At 43.0% G+C, this 15,216-nt stretch carries 17 protein-coding genes; 10 read left to right on the plus strand and 7 right to left on the minus strand.

The window, feature by feature from the left end; translation table 11 throughout:
* Positions 1–17: 17 nt before the first annotated feature.
* Genes ACSQ8O_RS07185 through ACSQ8O_RS07195 form a run of 3 tightly spaced genes read left to right on the plus strand, consistent with a single transcriptional unit; the run spans position 18 to position 2,768 of the window.
* Positions 18–875 (plus strand): carbohydrate ABC transporter permease, encoded by an 858-nt coding sequence (locus ACSQ8O_RS07185; protein WP_436241009.1) that lies wholly within the window; start codon positions 18–20, stop codon positions 873–875.
* Positions 872–1,714 carry a carbohydrate ABC transporter permease gene (locus ACSQ8O_RS07190; protein WP_436241010.1) on the plus strand — a complete coding sequence of 281 codons (843 nt, stop codon included), beginning with the start codon at positions 872–874 and terminating at the stop codon, positions 1,712–1,714. Before ACSQ8O_RS07185 ends, ACSQ8O_RS07190 begins: the two co-directional genes overlap by 4 nt.
* Positions 1,715–1,766: 52 nt before the next feature.
* Positions 1,767–2,768: a glycoside hydrolase family 43 protein gene (locus ACSQ8O_RS07195; protein ID WP_436241011.1), complete on the plus strand. Its 1,002-nt coding sequence runs from the start codon at positions 1,767–1,769 to the stop codon at positions 2,766–2,768.
* Between the two features lie 136 nt (positions 2,769–2,904).
* On the opposite strand, the gene ACSQ8O_RS07200 is transcribed toward ACSQ8O_RS07195, so the two are convergent.
* Entirely contained in the window at positions 2,905–3,408 is a 504-nt protein-coding gene (locus tag ACSQ8O_RS07200) for an Rrf2 family transcriptional regulator (protein WP_436241964.1), read from the minus strand.
* A gap of 233 nt (positions 3,409–3,641) precedes the next feature.
* Between ACSQ8O_RS07200 and ACSQ8O_RS07205 the strand changes: the two genes are divergently transcribed.
* Positions 3,642–4,103 (plus strand): carboxymuconolactone decarboxylase family protein, encoded by a 462-nt coding sequence (locus tag ACSQ8O_RS07205; protein WP_436241012.1) that lies wholly within the window; start codon positions 3,642–3,644, stop codon positions 4,101–4,103.
* 200 nt (positions 4,104–4,303) lie between these two features.
* On the opposite strand, the gene ACSQ8O_RS07210 is transcribed toward ACSQ8O_RS07205, so the two are convergent.
* The 3 genes from ACSQ8O_RS07210 to ACSQ8O_RS07220 form a co-directional block, all read right to left on the minus strand.
* A complete protein-coding gene (locus ACSQ8O_RS07210) occupies positions 4,304–5,089 on the minus strand; it encodes a hypothetical protein (protein ID WP_436241013.1) in 786 nt (261 codons plus the stop codon).
* A 348-nt stretch (positions 5,090–5,437) separates the two neighbouring features.
* Positions 5,438–6,268, minus strand: a complete 831-nt coding sequence (locus ACSQ8O_RS07215) for a WYL domain-containing protein (protein WP_436241014.1) — start codon at positions 6,266–6,268, stop codon at positions 5,438–5,440.
* Complete coding sequence (locus tag ACSQ8O_RS07220; RefSeq protein ID WP_436241015.1) at positions 6,255–7,565, minus strand: helix-turn-helix transcriptional regulator; 1,311 nt, start codon at positions 7,563–7,565, stop codon at positions 6,255–6,257. The genes ACSQ8O_RS07215 and ACSQ8O_RS07220 overlap by 14 nt, the downstream gene beginning before the upstream one ends.
* Before the next feature lie 216 nt (positions 7,566–7,781).
* On the opposite strand from ACSQ8O_RS07220, the gene ACSQ8O_RS07225 reads away from it, so the two are divergent.
* Both ACSQ8O_RS07225 and ACSQ8O_RS07230 read left to right on the plus strand, forming a co-directional pair.
* A complete protein-coding gene (locus ACSQ8O_RS07225) occupies positions 7,782–8,564 on the plus strand; it encodes a nucleotidyltransferase domain-containing protein (protein WP_436241016.1) in 783 nt (260 codons plus the stop codon).
* Between the two features lie 34 nt (positions 8,565–8,598).
* The gene (locus ACSQ8O_RS07230; RefSeq protein WP_436241017.1) at positions 8,599–9,825 is read left to right on the plus strand and encodes an RtcB family protein; all 1,227 of its coding nucleotides are present in this window, start codon (positions 8,599–8,601) and stop codon (positions 9,823–9,825) included.
* Between the two features lie 379 nt (positions 9,826–10,204).
* Here the strand turns inward: ACSQ8O_RS07230 and ACSQ8O_RS07235 are convergent, their stop codons facing one another.
* The 3 genes from ACSQ8O_RS07235 to ACSQ8O_RS07245 all read right to left on the minus strand — a co-directional run bounded on the left by ACSQ8O_RS07235 (position 10,205) and on the right by ACSQ8O_RS07245 (position 12,034).
* Positions 10,205–10,627, minus strand: a complete 423-nt coding sequence (locus ACSQ8O_RS07235) for a hypothetical protein (RefSeq protein WP_436241018.1) — start codon at positions 10,625–10,627, stop codon at positions 10,205–10,207.
* A 12-nt stretch (positions 10,628–10,639) separates the two neighbouring features.
* Positions 10,640–11,677 carry an eCIS core domain-containing protein gene (locus ACSQ8O_RS07240; protein WP_436241019.1) on the minus strand — a complete coding sequence of 346 codons (1,038 nt, stop codon included), beginning with the start codon at positions 11,675–11,677 and terminating at the stop codon, positions 10,640–10,642.
* Between the two features lie 210 nt (positions 11,678–11,887).
* Positions 11,888–12,034 (minus strand): hypothetical protein, encoded by a 147-nt coding sequence (locus ACSQ8O_RS07245; RefSeq protein WP_436241020.1) that lies wholly within the window; start codon positions 12,032–12,034, stop codon positions 11,888–11,890.
* A 470-nt stretch (positions 12,035–12,504) separates the two neighbouring features.
* On the opposite strand from ACSQ8O_RS07245, the gene ACSQ8O_RS07250 reads away from it, so the two are divergent.
* From ACSQ8O_RS07250 to ACSQ8O_RS07265, 4 genes are read left to right on the plus strand one after another with little or no spacing between them, the layout of a single operon-like run.
* Positions 12,505–13,788, plus strand: a complete 1,284-nt coding sequence (locus tag ACSQ8O_RS07250) for a glycosyltransferase family 39 protein (protein WP_436241021.1) — start codon at positions 12,505–12,507, stop codon at positions 13,786–13,788.
* Positions 13,761–14,477 carry a glycosyltransferase family 2 protein gene (locus ACSQ8O_RS07255; RefSeq protein WP_436241022.1) on the plus strand — a complete coding sequence of 239 codons (717 nt, stop codon included), beginning with the start codon at positions 13,761–13,763 and terminating at the stop codon, positions 14,475–14,477. The genes ACSQ8O_RS07250 and ACSQ8O_RS07255 overlap by 28 nt, the downstream gene beginning before the upstream one ends.
* 2 nt (positions 14,478–14,479) lie before the next feature.
* Positions 14,480–14,884, plus strand: a complete 405-nt coding sequence (locus tag ACSQ8O_RS07260) for a DUF2304 domain-containing protein (RefSeq protein ID WP_436241023.1) — start codon at positions 14,480–14,482, stop codon at positions 14,882–14,884.
* The gene (locus ACSQ8O_RS07265; RefSeq protein ID WP_436241024.1) at positions 14,878–15,216 is read left to right on the plus strand and encodes a hypothetical protein; all 339 of its coding nucleotides are present in this window, start codon (positions 14,878–14,880) and stop codon (positions 15,214–15,216) included. The genes ACSQ8O_RS07260 and ACSQ8O_RS07265 overlap by 7 nt, the downstream gene beginning before the upstream one ends.

Consider the following 15,216-nt stretch of genomic DNA (forward strand, 5'->3'; position numbering starts at 1 on the left):
TTGGGAGGGGTGATTGGATGAAGAGAAAATACAGAGATGAATTCGTTAAGTTTACATTTCTGATTCCAGCGCTCCTTTTCTTCTCGCTGGTTGTTCTCATTCCATTTTTTCGAGGGCTGAATATCGCCTTTACGAACTGGGATGGGATTGCAGATCATTATAAATATGTGGGGCTTCGCAATCTTGTTCAGCTGTTCAAGGATAACGATGTTTTACCCCCGTTGAAGAATACGTTGTTCTTCGCGCTTGTCACAACATTCTTTGTTAATGTATTTGGCTTGCTGCTTGCCGTATTGTTGGATGTTAAATTCAAAGGCGTAAATGTACTGAAAACGGTTATTTTCATGCCGATGGTCATTAGTTTAGTTCTTGCTGCCATCATCTGGCAGTATGTGTACAGTGATATTTTCCCTATATTGTTCCACACCAGCGGAGGGTTGCTCGGAAGCCCATCGACTGTCATGTGGGGGCTAGCCATTATCTGTATTTGGAAGGAAACAGGGCTGGCCATGGTCATTTATTTTGCAGGCCTCCAAACAATTCCGAAAGATATGTACGAATCCGCTCGCATTGATGGAGCCAGTAGTACACAACAATTTTTCAAAATTACGATACCTTTGCTCATGCCTGCTTTCACCTATTGTATCCCCTTATGGCTAGGTACTGGATTGAGGCAATTCGATTATTCCGTTGTTGCGACAAAAGGTGGCCCGGGTCGAGCGTCCGAAACAATGGCCATGTATGTATATAATTATGAGTTTCCTTATTTTAAAGCTGGTTATGGTCAAATGGCTGCCTTAGTCCTGTTTGTGATGATCCTCATCATTACGGTTATTGTTACACAGTTTTTAAGAAGGAGGGAGGTGGAATATTGAACAACGAACATACTCGCCTTCGTAAATGGCCAAGAATTATTAGGATCATTGCACTGTACCTCATCACACTTGTATTTTTGTTCCCGTTCTATATCGCCATCGTGTACTCGCTGAAAACACGTGTAGAGACGGCACAGTCACCACTAGCTCTTCCTAAACACATTGCCTGGGAAAATTATTCGAATGCGATACAGTCCTCTAATTTCTTCTTAGCATTAAAAAATAGTCTAATTGTTACTTCGTTAACTGTATTCCTTGCTGTATTTGTTTGTTCCATGGCCGCCTATGTGATCTCTAGAAGTAATAATAAATTTTACAATTTTTTCTATTATCTGTTCATGTCGTCGATTATGCTTCCCTTCCAGGTGATTATGTTTCCTTTATATAAAACTTGGGTCGATTTAGGTATTTTGAATACGCTGCATGGACTGACCATTTCGTTGGTAGGTGTGCAGGTTGGTTATTTTTGCTTTCTATATGTCGGGTTTATCAAATCGGTTCCGCGTGAGATGGAAGAGTCAGCCATGATCGATGGTGCTTCGCGATATCGTACTTTTTTTAGTATTATTTTTCCGTTATTAAAGCCGATCAACATGACCATTATCGTATTGAGCGCCCTTGGGGCATGGAATGATTTTGTTGTTTCGATGGTTATTGTTCAAAAGAAAGCAGTCTCGACCTTACCACTCGTTCAATTTAACTTTTTTGGTCAATATTCGTCCGAAGTCAATATGGCTTTTGCCGCGATTATTATGTCGATGGTTCCTATTATGCTTTTCTATTTGATTGCTCAGAAATATATTATCGGCGGTGTAACAGCTGGTGCGGTCAAGGGGTAGGCAGTAGGAGCCTCGGCACTGGATTGAGATTAGGAGAGAAGGGCTTACACATATGAATAATAACTTGGAGAAACCAACTATTTCAGAGGTATTTATGAATCCGCTTGTGGAACAACGTGCGGATCCTTGGGTGTACAAGCATACGGATGGTTATTATTATTTCACTGCCTCTGTGCCAGAATTTGATCGGATTGAACTTAGACGCGCACGGCGCATACAAGAGTTAAACGCCTCAGATGTAGCAGTGGCTTGGACTAAGCACAAGGAAGGTCCGATGAGCTCGCATATTTGGGCGCCGGAGATCCATTTTATTCATGGCAAATGGTATATCTATTTCGCGGCGGCACGCTCGGGCGATACGGATAACGGAATGTTTGATCATCGTATGTTCGTTCTAGAAAATGATTCTAGCAATCCTTTAGAAGGAACGTGGATCGAGAAAGGGCAAATCGTGACGAAGTGGGATAGCTTTTCGCTCGATGCCACAACTTTTGAACACCGAGATATCAGATATTTGGTTTGGGCGCAGAAAGATCCTGCCATCGCTGGTAATTCAAATTTATATATCTCAGCGATGGCCAATCCATGGACGCTTCAAGGAAAGCAAGTCATGTTGTCGAAGCCTGAATTTGCTTGGGAAACGATAGGCTTCCTAGTGAACGAAGGACCGGCGGTCATTCGGAAAAATGGTAGGATTTTTATCAGTTATTCCGCTAGTGCGACGGACTATAATTATTGCATGGGACTTTTGAGCGCAGACGAAAATAGTGATTTATTGGATCCAGCATCATGGACCAAAGCTGGGCATGCGGTGTTCCAAACGAATGACGAGACAGGTCAGTATGGTCCAGGGCATAACTGTTTTACAATTTCGGAGGATGAAACGGAAGATATCTTTATTTATCATGCGCGTAATTATAAGGAAATTAACGGTGATCCTCTCTATGATCCGAATCGTCATGCACGTGCGCAGGTATTGAAATGGTCTCATGATGGTGCACCTCTTTTTGGAATCCCTGTTAGGGATTCCAAGGATGATACGGTGCAAATCTGAAATGATGCCGGAAATAAAGAATCAGGCTCGCGAACGTGATTGCGGACTTGGAGGAATAACCGACGGAAAGCTCGAAAAAACAGCGATAGTCTGGACTTTATTTTCGTCCAAGGCTATCGCTGTTTTATTTTTACCACTAAACATGGTTGCTATTCGCAAAATATTCACGCGTATCTTTGCGGGATTGAGGGGTTAATACCCGATCAAGCTCTTCATTTAACCAAGTAAGAGACTTATTACGTAGAACATTGCGCATACTATCTTCAGCTTCGCGCATGGTTAAGTTAATCACACAGGGAGAAGCTTTAGCGCATGCGGCATAGTCTTCATCACGGCACAGATAGCTATTATTTTTGATGTTTTTACATTGGAAAATGGGGGTAGCACCTTCAACGGCTTGAACGACATCCCAAAAAGAAATATCCGCAGGCGACTTGGCTAATTTGTAGCCTCCTTTGACACCAGGGACAGAGGTTACGATTCCAGCTTTGGTTAATTTACTAAAAATCTTCGAAAGATAGGTTTCCGAAACGCCTTGAAAAGCGGAAAGCTCTTTAATCCCAATGGTTGAATCGGGAGGAATATCAATTAAATATACCAAGCAATGCAGTCCATATTCTACGCCAATACTATACTGCATCCCAACACCTGCTTTCCGATCTATATAAAGGTTGCTATTAAACATCTTAGGTTGATTTAAACCCCTTGTCAAATAGGGGGTTTTGGTGTTTTCAGCCAAAAGACCCATGTTTTTTCGTTGACAGTGATAAACGAAATGGCTATATTATAGATATAGTTAATCGACGATTGATATTATCGACGATATGACGAAGCTGTATTTTATCAATTAAAAATAAAGGAGTGTACTCACACATGGAAATTAGATTCGATTATACGAAAGCACAACCTGAAGCTTTTCAAACACTTTTAAAATTAGAAGGGTATGTAAGGAAGAGCGGTATTGACCACAAACTGTTGGAGCTAATTAAAATCCGCGCTTCGCAAATTAATGGATGTGCCTACTGTCTTGATATGCATACGAAAGATGCGCGTGCGATGGGGGAGACAGAGCAACGATTGTATATGCTCAACGCATGGCGTGAGGCTCCTTTCTATACAGAAGCAGAGCGGGCCGCGATAGCATTAACGGAAGCTGTAACCAAAATTTCGGATGCTGGTGTTCCGCAGGAATTATATACGCAAGTTCGCAACCATTTCGATGAAGGCCAATTTGTTAACTTAATTATGGCGATTAATGCGATCAACAGTTGGAATCGAATTGCGATTTCAACGGGCATGGTACCAGGAGATTATCAACCAGCGGCTCATAAATAATGAGTTATCACATACTACTATTTGATTTAGATGATACCTTGTTAGATGTGCGTTAGAATTATGTCAGAGCTTATCTGCATCCAACAGTTTAGTGGAGCAAAATGATTGCTTACACTTCATAGATTAAAAAAGAAGCTTCCAAAACCACACGTTCTGTGGCTTTGGAAGCTTTTGCAATGTTTCGATATAAAAATTGTGGATTATCTATCAAAAATAATTTGGTTGAAATTGGTACAGGTACGTAAAAAGTCAATTGGTGGTCCAATGCATGCTCTACCACCCAAGACAAGTCTAAAATGACCATGAGCAAGGTCTCCAAATTCCCCTCTGAAAGTCAATTCTAAAACGAAAAGACCAAATTCTCCGCCTAAGCTAAATGTTGGATTTCTCAAACTTATCGTTCCAGATAAAACAGGTGCACCGAACACTCTCACAGTGATTTTAATACTTGGGTCACTGGGATCAACATCTAAGTCTAGACCTAACCCATCGATTAATCGTACAGAAACACAAGTATGACCCGGAGGGCATGAGGTAATTGGTGGCTGAATTAAATTATCAACAATACGTTCACTAAGGAGAACGTTCTTGCTGATTGTTTTAAGTTGTTTATTGATCTTTCTCAAACTCTTTTTAATCTCATCATTGTATTTTTTGCACGCTAAGAGATGAGCAATCATTTTTTGATTAATAAGAACATTTCGGTTGATTGTTTTAAGTTGTTTTTGTATTTTTAGCAAGGAATCTTTATCAAATTGTTTGCCTGAGAGAACTAGTTTAGTTCCAATCGTGTGCTGATTAATGAGAACTATTCTATTGATGGCCCTCAGTTGTTTTCTAATCTGTAATAAGATAACTTTTTCATCTTTTTTGCAAGTCTGTCTAAATTCAATTATTTTCTTTCTATTGAGAAGAACAGCATTGTTAATAGCAATCAGTTGTTTTTGAATTCTTACTAAAATATCATTCTTATTATTTCCTGACATTGACTTGCACCTCCTTTGCAGTACAATAATATATGTGCTGTTTGATATTTTGATATAGGACAAATCCTCAAATTGAGGTATATAGTGAAAAAACAAACACCAGTCTAACACTTTATGTTCGTGTTTACTGGTGTTTGTTTTTTGAATTATATATTTTCTTATGTTCCTAATACTTGAACTAACAATGAGTGATCTCACAAATCTGTGTTAAAAAATGTTCAATAGAGAGCCACATCAGGAATAGTCCACCTGTAATAATAAACACGGCTCCAGCAATCGCAATCCAAATATGCGACTTGTTTCTTCCGATTTTGTTTGTATTACCATTATCCCATTCATCTGTAGGTTTTATATAGCTCCCTCCCTTTCCTCATCGAGCGAATTTACGCCATACCGAGCCAAAGCTTTCGTCGCCGACTCCAGCATACGTCTTTTCAAAAAATCTCCCTCAATAACACGAACACGCTTTCCGAGAAAACGGACCTTGGAGAGAAGATACTCCGTTTCGTCGCCAAGAATAGTTACCCTGACTCTATAGATATCCTTCTCTGTATCATATGCAACGTCTTTTTCAAAACTGGAAAGGGCATATAGAATTCGCGACAGCTCTCTATTGTAATCACGAACGACTTCAAGGACGGCTTCGCCTTTCCGCGCGTCTAGAGCTTTTTTACTCTTCACCAGGATGCTATCTGCATCCTCTGTTTTCAATGCCTCAGCAGTGACACTTATAATCTTATCTAATTTAGTACGCATAATTGTGTGATGCCGAAAATCATACCAGAGCAGGTACCATTCCCTTTTGACCATGGAGTATTCTAATTTATAGGGCAGCCCGGATTGGTCTGATTGCATGCGTCCGCTTTTAATCTCATAGGTTAAGCGTATTCCACTTCTCTCCGTAATAAGCCTACGTAAAGTTCGCAGGAGCGGGTGGTAGACCTGTTTCTCCCTACTGCGGGCTTTCTCAATGAGATGGTCTGAGGTGTCCATGATCTGATCTTGACCTAGGATTACTCGTAGTTTATCCAACGTTTCGGTAGTGAAAGCCTCATCCGCAGCAGGATGCCCGAGCATCGTTTTGAGCCACGCCCTTTCGTGCGAAGTGACCATGAACGTACCTGAGTCTTCAAGCCGGGAAATAATTCGGTAATTAAAAATCTTCTCAAACAGATTCATAATAAGCCTGAATCTCCTTCCATTCGGCGATCATTTCCCTGCGGAACTGAACCGGCTCAAGAATTTCACAGCTAGACCCGAAACTGCGCAGCCAAGGCTTAATTTCTGTCGTCCCGTTAACCAGGATCTCATAAATAAATGAATGCTCATCCTCCTGCACGATTTGCCCCCATTGACCTTGCAGCCATACACGCTCCCTAACAAAGTTAGGCGCAGAACCTTCTGGATTGTAAAATCGAGCACGAACCGTCACAGGTTGCCCCGTGTCTATCAGCCAGCTATACTGAATTTTCGCATGAAGCTCGTTGATCCTGTTCTCAAAGACATCTTCGTCAACGGATTCATCTTCTTCGATTTGCGTGATCCCTTCCAAACGGTATTTCCGAACACCTTCTCTGCTATTTGAGAGTAGATACCAGCGCCCGTATTGATGATCGTAGACGACCTTCAAGGGGAGCGCTTTCTCCACTTTTCCATTCGTATCCCTCTCGAATAGAGGGTTGGTGTTCTTGGAGGCGTAGCTTTTTTCGGACTTTGGTGAAAAATATAAGAAACGAACCTTACGACGGTTGCGGATCGCACTCAGGATCGTGAACAAATGGGCCTCATCTAAGATGCGTGAATAATAGTGATATTTATATAAAAAAGGCTCAATGGCGTGCCTCTCAGCATGTTGGCGAGTCAAATGCTTCTTCAAGCCATCGCGCAGCAAATAGCCTTGAACAGAAGGGACCTGCGTGTTCGCCATGACATCTACGAAATCATAGAGATCATAAAGCTCCTCGTTCGATAATCCGTGGATCAAATCGTTTTGGATGCGGTAGCGATAGGGACGAGCACCTGCTTGCCTTGAAATGACACCAACTTCTTCCAGATACTTAAGATCAGAACGGATCGTCTTCTCATCGGGCAAGGATAGATCGGAAGATTGACTGGTGCAACAGATGTCTAACAGTTCCATGGCAGTCAAAGCTTGTTCGTTCATCGCGGCTAAAAGTAACGAGATTCTCTGAGATTCCGATTCCTTTAGGGATTTGGCTCGAAATAAGAACAGGAGCATCGGATCGGTGGACTCGTAATAGCTGAAGCGAATCGTTTCGGCGAATTCCTTGCGCTCCTCCTGCGGTAAGTGCTGATACGTGGAGCTTACGATTTCTTTTAACCGTCGGATCGTCTTGTCAAAAGTATGGATAGAAATGCCCAGTCGTTCTGAGAACTGCTGTCTGTTGTAGGCACCACTCGTCAGCACGAGCATACGCAGAAACTGGATTTCTTTATCAAAGCTTTCCTTAGCCACGCTACTCCTCCGTTCAATCTACATCTTATTTCCATTGTAACAGGGGATGGAATTGGGCGAAATGGTAAACTTTCTCTGTCATCGTAATACTTTCGCCATGTTCGACGGGACAGAAATGAGTGAAAATAGGGTCATAAGGCCGACACGATAATGTCTTGGGGATACTAATCATCGAGGCGCCTGGAAGGGCAACATGTACCAAAGGAGGAAAGTCATATGTTCGAAATTCATCAACAAATCCTAGAAGAATTGAAACGGATCGAGAAGGAAGAAGGCGTCTGCATCGTGTATGCCTGTGAATCAGGCAGTCGTGCATGGGGCTTCCCCTCCAAAGATAGCGATTATGACGTAAGATTTATATATATCAGACCGGTGGATTGGTACCTTTCGATTTATGATAAACGGGATGTCATCGAGCGACCGATCAGCGATATGTTGGATATCAATGGCTGGGACTTGAGGAAGGCTTTGAATTTGTTCCGTAAATCGAATCCGCCTTTACTAGAGTGGTTACAGTCTCCCATACTGTATTTGGAGAATTTCACGATTGCTGATCAAATCCGTCGTATTTCGCCACTCACGTTTTCGCCAAAATCTTGTATGCACCACTATTTGCACATGGCAAAGGGGAATTATCGGGAATACTTGCAGGGTGATCATGTCAAAATCAAAAAGTATTTCTATGTCCTGCGCCCGATCTTGGCCTGTGAATGGATCGAGCGAAATAACACGATGCCACCTATCGAGTTTCAAGATCTAGTCGATCGTTTAGTACCAGAGGGCAGTCCGCTGAAGGCAGCTATTCAAGAGCTGCTTGCTCGTAAAATAGCCGGTGACGAAATGGATTATGAGCCAAGAATCAATCCGATTAATGAGTTTTTAGAGGCGAGAATCGCCTATTATGATCAAGCCGCATCCGCCATGCAGGTTGGTGAGGGTGGTCAGGATCGGCAGCTTGACGAGTTGTTTCGTTCGGCATTGAAGGAAGTATGGGGATAGGTGTTACAATTTTCACTTACAGGAGCTGAGCTACATGACCTATCAAAATATTAACGGCGTACGCGTCTGGGGGCAACCCGAGGAGGGCGCTTTGTCACAAGCAAGAACATGTTCAGAAACAGGAAGAGTCGTTCAGACACTCCTCATGGCTGATCATCATAAAGGGTACAGCCAGCCGATAGGCGGGGTTGTTGTATACGACGGTCAATTATCGCCATCAGGCGTGGGCTATGATATCGCTTGTGGAAATAAAGCCGTAAGAACGAATTTAATGGCTGCTGATATCAAGCCTCGCATGGCAGGCATGATGGATCAAATTGCACGCAAAATTTCCTTTGGTATCGGGCGTGTAAACAATGAGAAGGTTGATCATGATTTGTTCGATGACCCGGATTGGGATGTATATAAAGCAATCGGTAAACAAGAGCACGACAAGTTAAAGGCACTTGCTCGTGATCAGCTTGGAACCGTAGGTAGCGGGAATCATTTTGTGGATGTGTTTGAGGAAGTGAGCACGGGGCGAGTGTGGGTGGCGAATCATTTTGGCAGCCGCGGGTTCGGTCATAAGACAGCGAGCGGTTTCATTAATCTGACGGCTGGCCGCGACTTTCTGGGCAACGCACCAGGTGAAAAGATGGATCAACCGCCGATTCTTCTGGATTTGTCGAGCGAAATGGGAGACATGTACTTCAGGGCCATGAAGCTGGCAGGGCGGTATGCCTATGCGGGGCGAGATTATGTGATGGAGCAAGTGCTTACTATTTTAGGAGCAGAAGCGGATTTCGCGGTGCATAATCATCATAATTTTGCTTGGAAAGAAGAGCATGATGGTCAAGAGACTATAGTAGTCCGTAAAGGGGCTACGCCTTCTGCGCCGGGGCAACTTGGTTTTATCGGGGGCAGCATGTGCGATATCTCCGTGATCGCAAGAGGGAAAGACACTGATGAGAATCGAGATGCTTACTACAGCACGGTGCATGGCGCCGGCAGGGTGATGAGTCGGACGCAAGCGGCAGGCAAAATGAACTGGAGAAACCGCACCCGAAGTGGCGGTCAAATTTCACTAGATCGCATGATGAATGCGGTCAAAGATTACGGCGTGGAGCTTCGCGGAGCGGGTACGGACGAGAGTCCTTTTGTCTATCGGAAGCTGGAAGATGTGCTCCATGCGCATGAGGAGACGATTGAGGTTCTGCACGTGTTGAAGCCAATCGGTGTTTGTATGGCAGGGGCGGATGAGTTCGATCCGTATAAGGATTAGGAGGGGAAACAGGTAAAATCTATGCTGTTAGTGATGAAAAACATCACTACAGCAGATGGAACGATACGAATTCGACACAAGTGGTGCTGTTAGTGATGAAAAACATCACTACAGCAGATGGAATGATACGAATTCGACACAAGTGGTGCTGTTAGTGATGAAAAACATCACTACAGCAGGTGGAATGATACGAATTCGACACAAGTGGTGCTGTTAGTGATGAAAAACATCACTACAGCAGGTGGAATGGGACGAATTCGACACAAGTGGTGCTGTTAGTGATGAAAAACATCACTATAGCAGGTGGAATGGGACGAAGCCCCTCTCACTAACGAAAAAAGGCAGTCCCCCAAGTAGAATTCTACTTCGGGGACTGCCTTTACTCATTCAACGCATCCTCTAATTCCCACGTATCGCCAATACCGCTTACCTTGTAGCAAGAACCTTCCAACGAAATGCAAGCTTCCAGCTGGAGCTGCGGAAAGGTTAACAACCAGCTCTCCTCATTGTTCTCATACTTTATAGGGAGCACCTCATGCAGGTGCCGGATAAAATCGAAAACATTCGTGTCATCGCCTGCCCCTCGCTTGAAATCAACCCAATGACCTGTGACCTTTCGATCGTTCACCGCGGTGAGGAGATCAATAAGCCAAGAAGGAGCAGCCCCTGCTTCATCAAGCTCGTTCTCTGCAATGTGCTCCGCTAGAGCTTGCTTATTTATCTGCTGAGACCCGTCCGCAGTTAAGGCTATAGCCAGCTCATTTAACACCTGACTTAATTTGTTCACTGCTGATGACTCCATGCCCTACACCTCCTAACTTACTGGAAACATCGTATTGATTTTCAATTTGCCGTTGTCTGGCTGAATATCTAATTGGACCTGATCGCAAGTGACCTCTGTACCATCGCGGAGATAACCGACCCCTGCCCCTGGTACGCTGATTATGGTACCCATGCCGACGAGCTTCTGCTTCGGTGCGTTTTTGGACACCAAAGTGCTGTAAGCGCTGGTGAAGGCCGCCTTATGCTTATCATCCGAGACGAATTTCGAAGCGGCTTTGCCCGTTGGCACTTTACTCACCCGACCTGAAGGCGCGGTACCGCTTTTCAATCGTTCGCGTTGCTGTTCTTCCGTAGTATGCGCCCCGTGATCGGCATAGGAATGTCCACCACCGACATCATATGTACTTGGATCATTGGCATCCAATCCGTCGTATAGGGTGGCAGCCACCTTTTGAATCGTATCCGATGAGGTTGATGCTTCTCCACTTACTAAACTATCGTTGTCCGATCTCTTCATTTGCATACGCTCGCCGCCCAAATCAGATGCTTTTGCTCCCATACGATCGGCTTCGGATTCTAATCCGTGATCATCATTAATGGCGACCCCACCAGCTTGCTGCGTAGGTGCTACTCTGCCTTGACGCTGTTGGACGACATGCCAAGCCTCATGCGGCAAATGCTGCTCTTGACCAGGTCCTACATGGATGTCATTCCCTTGTGCATAAGCCAAGGCTTGCAACTGAGCAGGTTTATCGGAATTGTAATGCACTTTAACGGAATCCATGGACATACCGGATAAGTTTTCTACACCAGATTTCAAATTATCGGGCATGCCCGTGTTATTCTTTTTGGTCTGAATAGGCTTCTCGGATGGTGCTGGAGATTGAGATCTAAATAATTGAGCGACGGCGCGATTTCCGATGGTTCTCTGTAGTTGTGCGATATGTGAAGTGGAAAAAGGGGACATGCGATCCGCTGTTCCAGTTTGTTTGGCTGAGCTGTTAGAGGGTTTCTGCTTATCGTATTGTTCTGACGATTGGTTATTTTTCACATGTGATTGATAACTCATGAATACAATTCACCGCCTAAGTAAATTACCGAACTTTCAACAAAATTCCTTTCGTTTCCTTATTTATTTTAAGGTAAAAGTTACCATTGGACAACAGTTCTAAAGTTGCGTTTATTATGATTGACGATGTTCTGCTATTCTCCCGAAAACAAAAAAGGCTGTCCCTTGGGGAAAGCCAATTTCATTCATCTGAAGGTAGGTCAGAATTTATCAGTAAGGAAAGTAAGGAATCTGAACGTGTTCGATTTTTACACCTACGGGTTTAATAATGATATCCTTGGATTCTGGCGTTGACTGTGGCAATTGAATCGTACCGCTTCCATCGTAATACATAGGCTTTTCTTGTTCAGTTTTCATCCTTACGCCTCCTTGTAATATTAATATTACGAAATACAGCGTAGCATTTTTTTTCGGATTACACAATAAAGAAAAGGCAGGGGATGCTCTGCTTTTCCCTGCTTCATCTGCAAGCGAATATACTCTTTCCGATCCTGTACTTTACTTGTCTGATGCTCCGATTCCTGTGCATCTATAGTTTCGAACATCTTTACGATAATCGGCAATTAGTTGTGTTTTTTCGGCAAAATCAGACAGCGGTCCTTTAGGGGGAGGGCACAATGGTAGATATCTCAGAATTTTCGGAGCTGAGCAAATACTCCCAGGAGCGCCGCCCCAAACTAGCTTATATAAATATATTTTGAATTAGTCCATAAGAAGCAGGAATTTATGAAGGAATGTCGAAAATTCTAAGATGTTTTCACATATACATCACACTTTTTTTACAATTCGTTCACAATTATGTTTACAGATATGGAGTTGTTTGCGGAGTGTATCTTATCGAGCGAATTAATCAAATTTATCAGCGATACAAGAATTACGAATGGATCTATATTCTCCCCCTTGTCGTGCTTTCACTAAAGAGGAAATTAGAGTACTTTTTCTTTATCCTGCACTCAGAGAAGGGACTCCCGAAATCGGAAGATTCGCAGTGGTATCTGAATTACGCCCACTCCCTGTTAACAGATTTCAAGCTTGGCTTACATATGAATGATCTTCTTTACTTGGGCTATAACCTCATTCTCGCCATATTGATAGGTGTGTTTAAGGAAGAATATATCGTTGTATTTATACAGGCTGTAACAACTGCATCGTGTGTGATCTTGGTTTACCTCATCACTCGTCGATTATTCAACCGAATTACCGCAATAGTAGCCTCGTATTTCTATGCAACATCTTGGCATATTACGGTTTGGTCGATGTACATTCTTTCAGATAGTTTATTTATGAATCTAGTATTGTTGAATGTCTTCCTTCTTCTTAAAACGCTTGAGAATAACAATAAAGGTATGGGTTCGTTATTTCTCATTTCTTCGCTCCTCATGCTGGTATTCCGCCCAACGGGAGTCCTGACACTAGCATTTATTTTCATTTACATCGCCTTGCAAATTAATCGATATCCATTATTCGCTTTCTTCAAGAAGCATAGATATAAGTTTGTATGCGCTTTACTATTCGTTTTCGCAGCTGGTGGTTTTCTTATATTTGGGCACAAATTGAATCCACTTCTTACCTCTCTACAATATAATGCGAAGTTGGTTTTATACAATATATATGCCAAAGGCTGGATTTATGATAACCCTTCAGGTCATGACTATGCCTATCGTCCCGATTATCGCATTGATATTTTCGGCAGTTTGATCCTGAGCTTTCTGATTCATAATTGGGATCATGTACTGTTGTTATATGGCAGAAGGGCTCTTGCGTTTATCGGCTGGTGGGTATGGAAGACGGATATACGGAGTCTGGCTGGGGTAATTAAATTGTGCAAGGATGTCGTCCCGTCACTTCTATTTCTATTCGGAACTTACGCTGCCATAAAGAACAACATATTCAGAAAAACATCGATTGTTTGGTTAGTTATTGTGTCGATATTCCTATTTTGTATGGTGTTGTTCATGGATAGTATGTATCGCTATAAACTGCCTGCTTTACCCTTTATTTGTATCGTCTGCGGGTATGGTGTCGAGAGATTGATCCGCATAATGCTATTCTTCATTACCAAATTTGGGGGGGAGTTGCTTCAATGGAACAGAAACAAGCACTCATTGTGATCCCGGCCTATAATGAGCAGAACAATATTCTAAAAGTTATCAAGGATGTTCGTGAGAATCTTCCTAGTTACGATATTCTCGTTGTTAATGATTGCTCGAAGGACAACACGTCTGCGATAGCCAAGCAAGCAGGAGATGGCGTCAAAGTTGTGGACCTCTCCTATAATCTAGGGATTGGCGGCGCGGTGCAAACGGGCTTCAAATATGCCGAGAAGAACGGTTATTCCTATATGGTGCAAATTGACGGCGATGGTCAACACCTTCCCAGTGAGGTGGATAAATTATTTGCCTATATGATGGAAACGGGGGCTGATATGGTCATCGGCTCAAGGTTTCTAGATATTAAATCGTTCCAAACGACGTGGACGAGGCGACTTGGCATTAAAGTGTTCTATTATTTATTTCGCTTATTAATCCAGACGAAGATTACCGACGGAACCTCAGGGTTTCGGATGTATAATCGCAAGAGCATAGAGCTGTTAAGCCAATTTTATCCAGACGATTACCCAGAGCCAGACGCCATTATTTTGATTAGCAAACATGGACTTCGCATCGGGGAAATCGGCGTTGAGATGAGAGAGCGTGAACACGGTGTCTCCTCCATAACCCCGATCCAAAGTCCCTATTATATGACTAAAGTGATTATGTCGATCTTATTCTCTTTTACAAGGACAAGGACGAGGTGGTAGGGATGCTAACGAGTGAACATCATTTGTATAGTGTGCAATTAATGGGCGTCGTCTTTAGTTTAATTCTCATGAGTACCGTATTTATGATGGTAAGGGCTAGAAGACTTCGGGAGAAATATGCACTTGTATGGTTTGTGATTGGTATCTTTACGTTAATCATGTCCATGTTCACGAATTTGATGGAGTGGTTCTCTAAACTACTCGGCATCGACTATGCACCATCTGCATTTTTTGCCATTCTGATTGCATCTGCCTATCTGCTCCTGCTGAATGCGAGTATAAGTATCTCAGGTTTAAAACTACATAACAAAGCGCTTACGCAGGAACTGGGATTGACGAAGCTAAGGCTAGAAGAGCTTGAGAAGAAAAGCAATGAGGAGGAAAAATCATCAAATATATCATGCTAGTTGCCAGTGTACTCATGACCGTTGTGGCGAGTACCCTGCTTAAAATAGGTGGTCGAACCGTCAATTTCGAGGGCGGAATTATGGCTATCGCGATAGGTTACATGACGACACCGTTAATTATAACCGGCTTTGCCTTTTACGCGCTGGCGGCCTTCATCTGGATTTATTGCTTGTCTCAATTTGACCTCAGTTATGTGACCTTTGTGTCGAGTATTCAATATATTTTTATGATTCTCGTTTCGATTATGATTTTCCATGAACAAATTAGCGCCATGAAGTGGGCAGGATGCGTGTTTATTATGATTGGTGTCATTTTATGGTTGAGAGGATAG

Origin of the sequence: Paenibacillus sp. LjRoot56, from assembly GCF_964253335.1 — a bacterium.
Taxonomy (GTDB): domain Bacteria; phylum Bacillota; class Bacilli; order Paenibacillales; family NBRC-103111; genus Paenibacillus_E; species Paenibacillus_E allorhizoplanae.

What these genes read in the sequence shown, in the direction of transcription:
- ACSQ8O_RS07195 (WP_436241011.1), top strand. Translation starts at nt 1,767, where the DNA reads ATGAATAATAACTTGGAGAAACCAACTATTTCAGAGGTATTTATGAAT.
- ACSQ8O_RS07240 (WP_436241019.1), bottom strand. Translation starts at nt 11,677, where the DNA reads ATGAGTTATCAATCACATGTGAAAAATAACCAATCGTCAGAACAATAC.
- ACSQ8O_RS07245 (WP_436241020.1), bottom strand. Translation starts at nt 12,034, where the DNA reads ATGAAAACTGAACAAGAAAAGCCTATGTATTACGATGGAAGCGGTACG.
- ACSQ8O_RS07230 (WP_436241017.1), top strand. Translation starts at nt 8,599, where the DNA reads ATGACCTATCAAAATATTAACGGCGTACGCGTCTGGGGGCAACCCGAG.
- ACSQ8O_RS07260 (WP_436241023.1), top strand. Translation starts at nt 14,480, where the DNA reads ATGCTAACGAGTGAACATCATTTGTATAGTGTGCAATTAATGGGCGTC.
- ACSQ8O_RS07225 (WP_436241016.1), top strand. Translation starts at nt 7,782, where the DNA reads ATGTTCGAAATTCATCAACAAATCCTAGAAGAATTGAAACGGATCGAG.
- ACSQ8O_RS07215 (WP_436241014.1), bottom strand. Translation starts at nt 6,268, where the DNA reads ATGAATCTGTTTGAGAAGATTTTTAATTACCGAATTATTTCCCGGCTT.
- ACSQ8O_RS07185 (WP_436241009.1), top strand. Translation starts at nt 18, where the DNA reads ATGAAGAGAAAATACAGAGATGAATTCGTTAAGTTTACATTTCTGATT.
- ACSQ8O_RS07265 (WP_436241024.1), top strand. Translation starts at nt 14,878, where the DNA reads ATGCTAGTTGCCAGTGTACTCATGACCGTTGTGGCGAGTACCCTGCTT.
- ACSQ8O_RS07210 (WP_436241013.1), bottom strand. Translation starts at nt 5,089, where the DNA reads ATGTCAGGAAATAATAAGAATGATATTTTAGTAAGAATTCAAAAACAA.
- ACSQ8O_RS07255 (WP_436241022.1), top strand. Translation starts at nt 13,761, where the DNA reads ATGGAACAGAAACAAGCACTCATTGTGATCCCGGCCTATAATGAGCAG.
- ACSQ8O_RS07205 (WP_436241012.1), top strand. Translation starts at nt 3,642, where the DNA reads ATGGAAATTAGATTCGATTATACGAAAGCACAACCTGAAGCTTTTCAA.
- ACSQ8O_RS07200 (WP_436241964.1), bottom strand. Translation starts at nt 3,408, where the DNA reads ATGCAGTATAGTATTGGCGTAGAATATGGACTGCATTGCTTGGTATAT.
- ACSQ8O_RS07235 (WP_436241018.1), bottom strand. Translation starts at nt 10,627, where the DNA reads ATGGAGTCATCAGCAGTGAACAAATTAAGTCAGGTGTTAAATGAGCTG.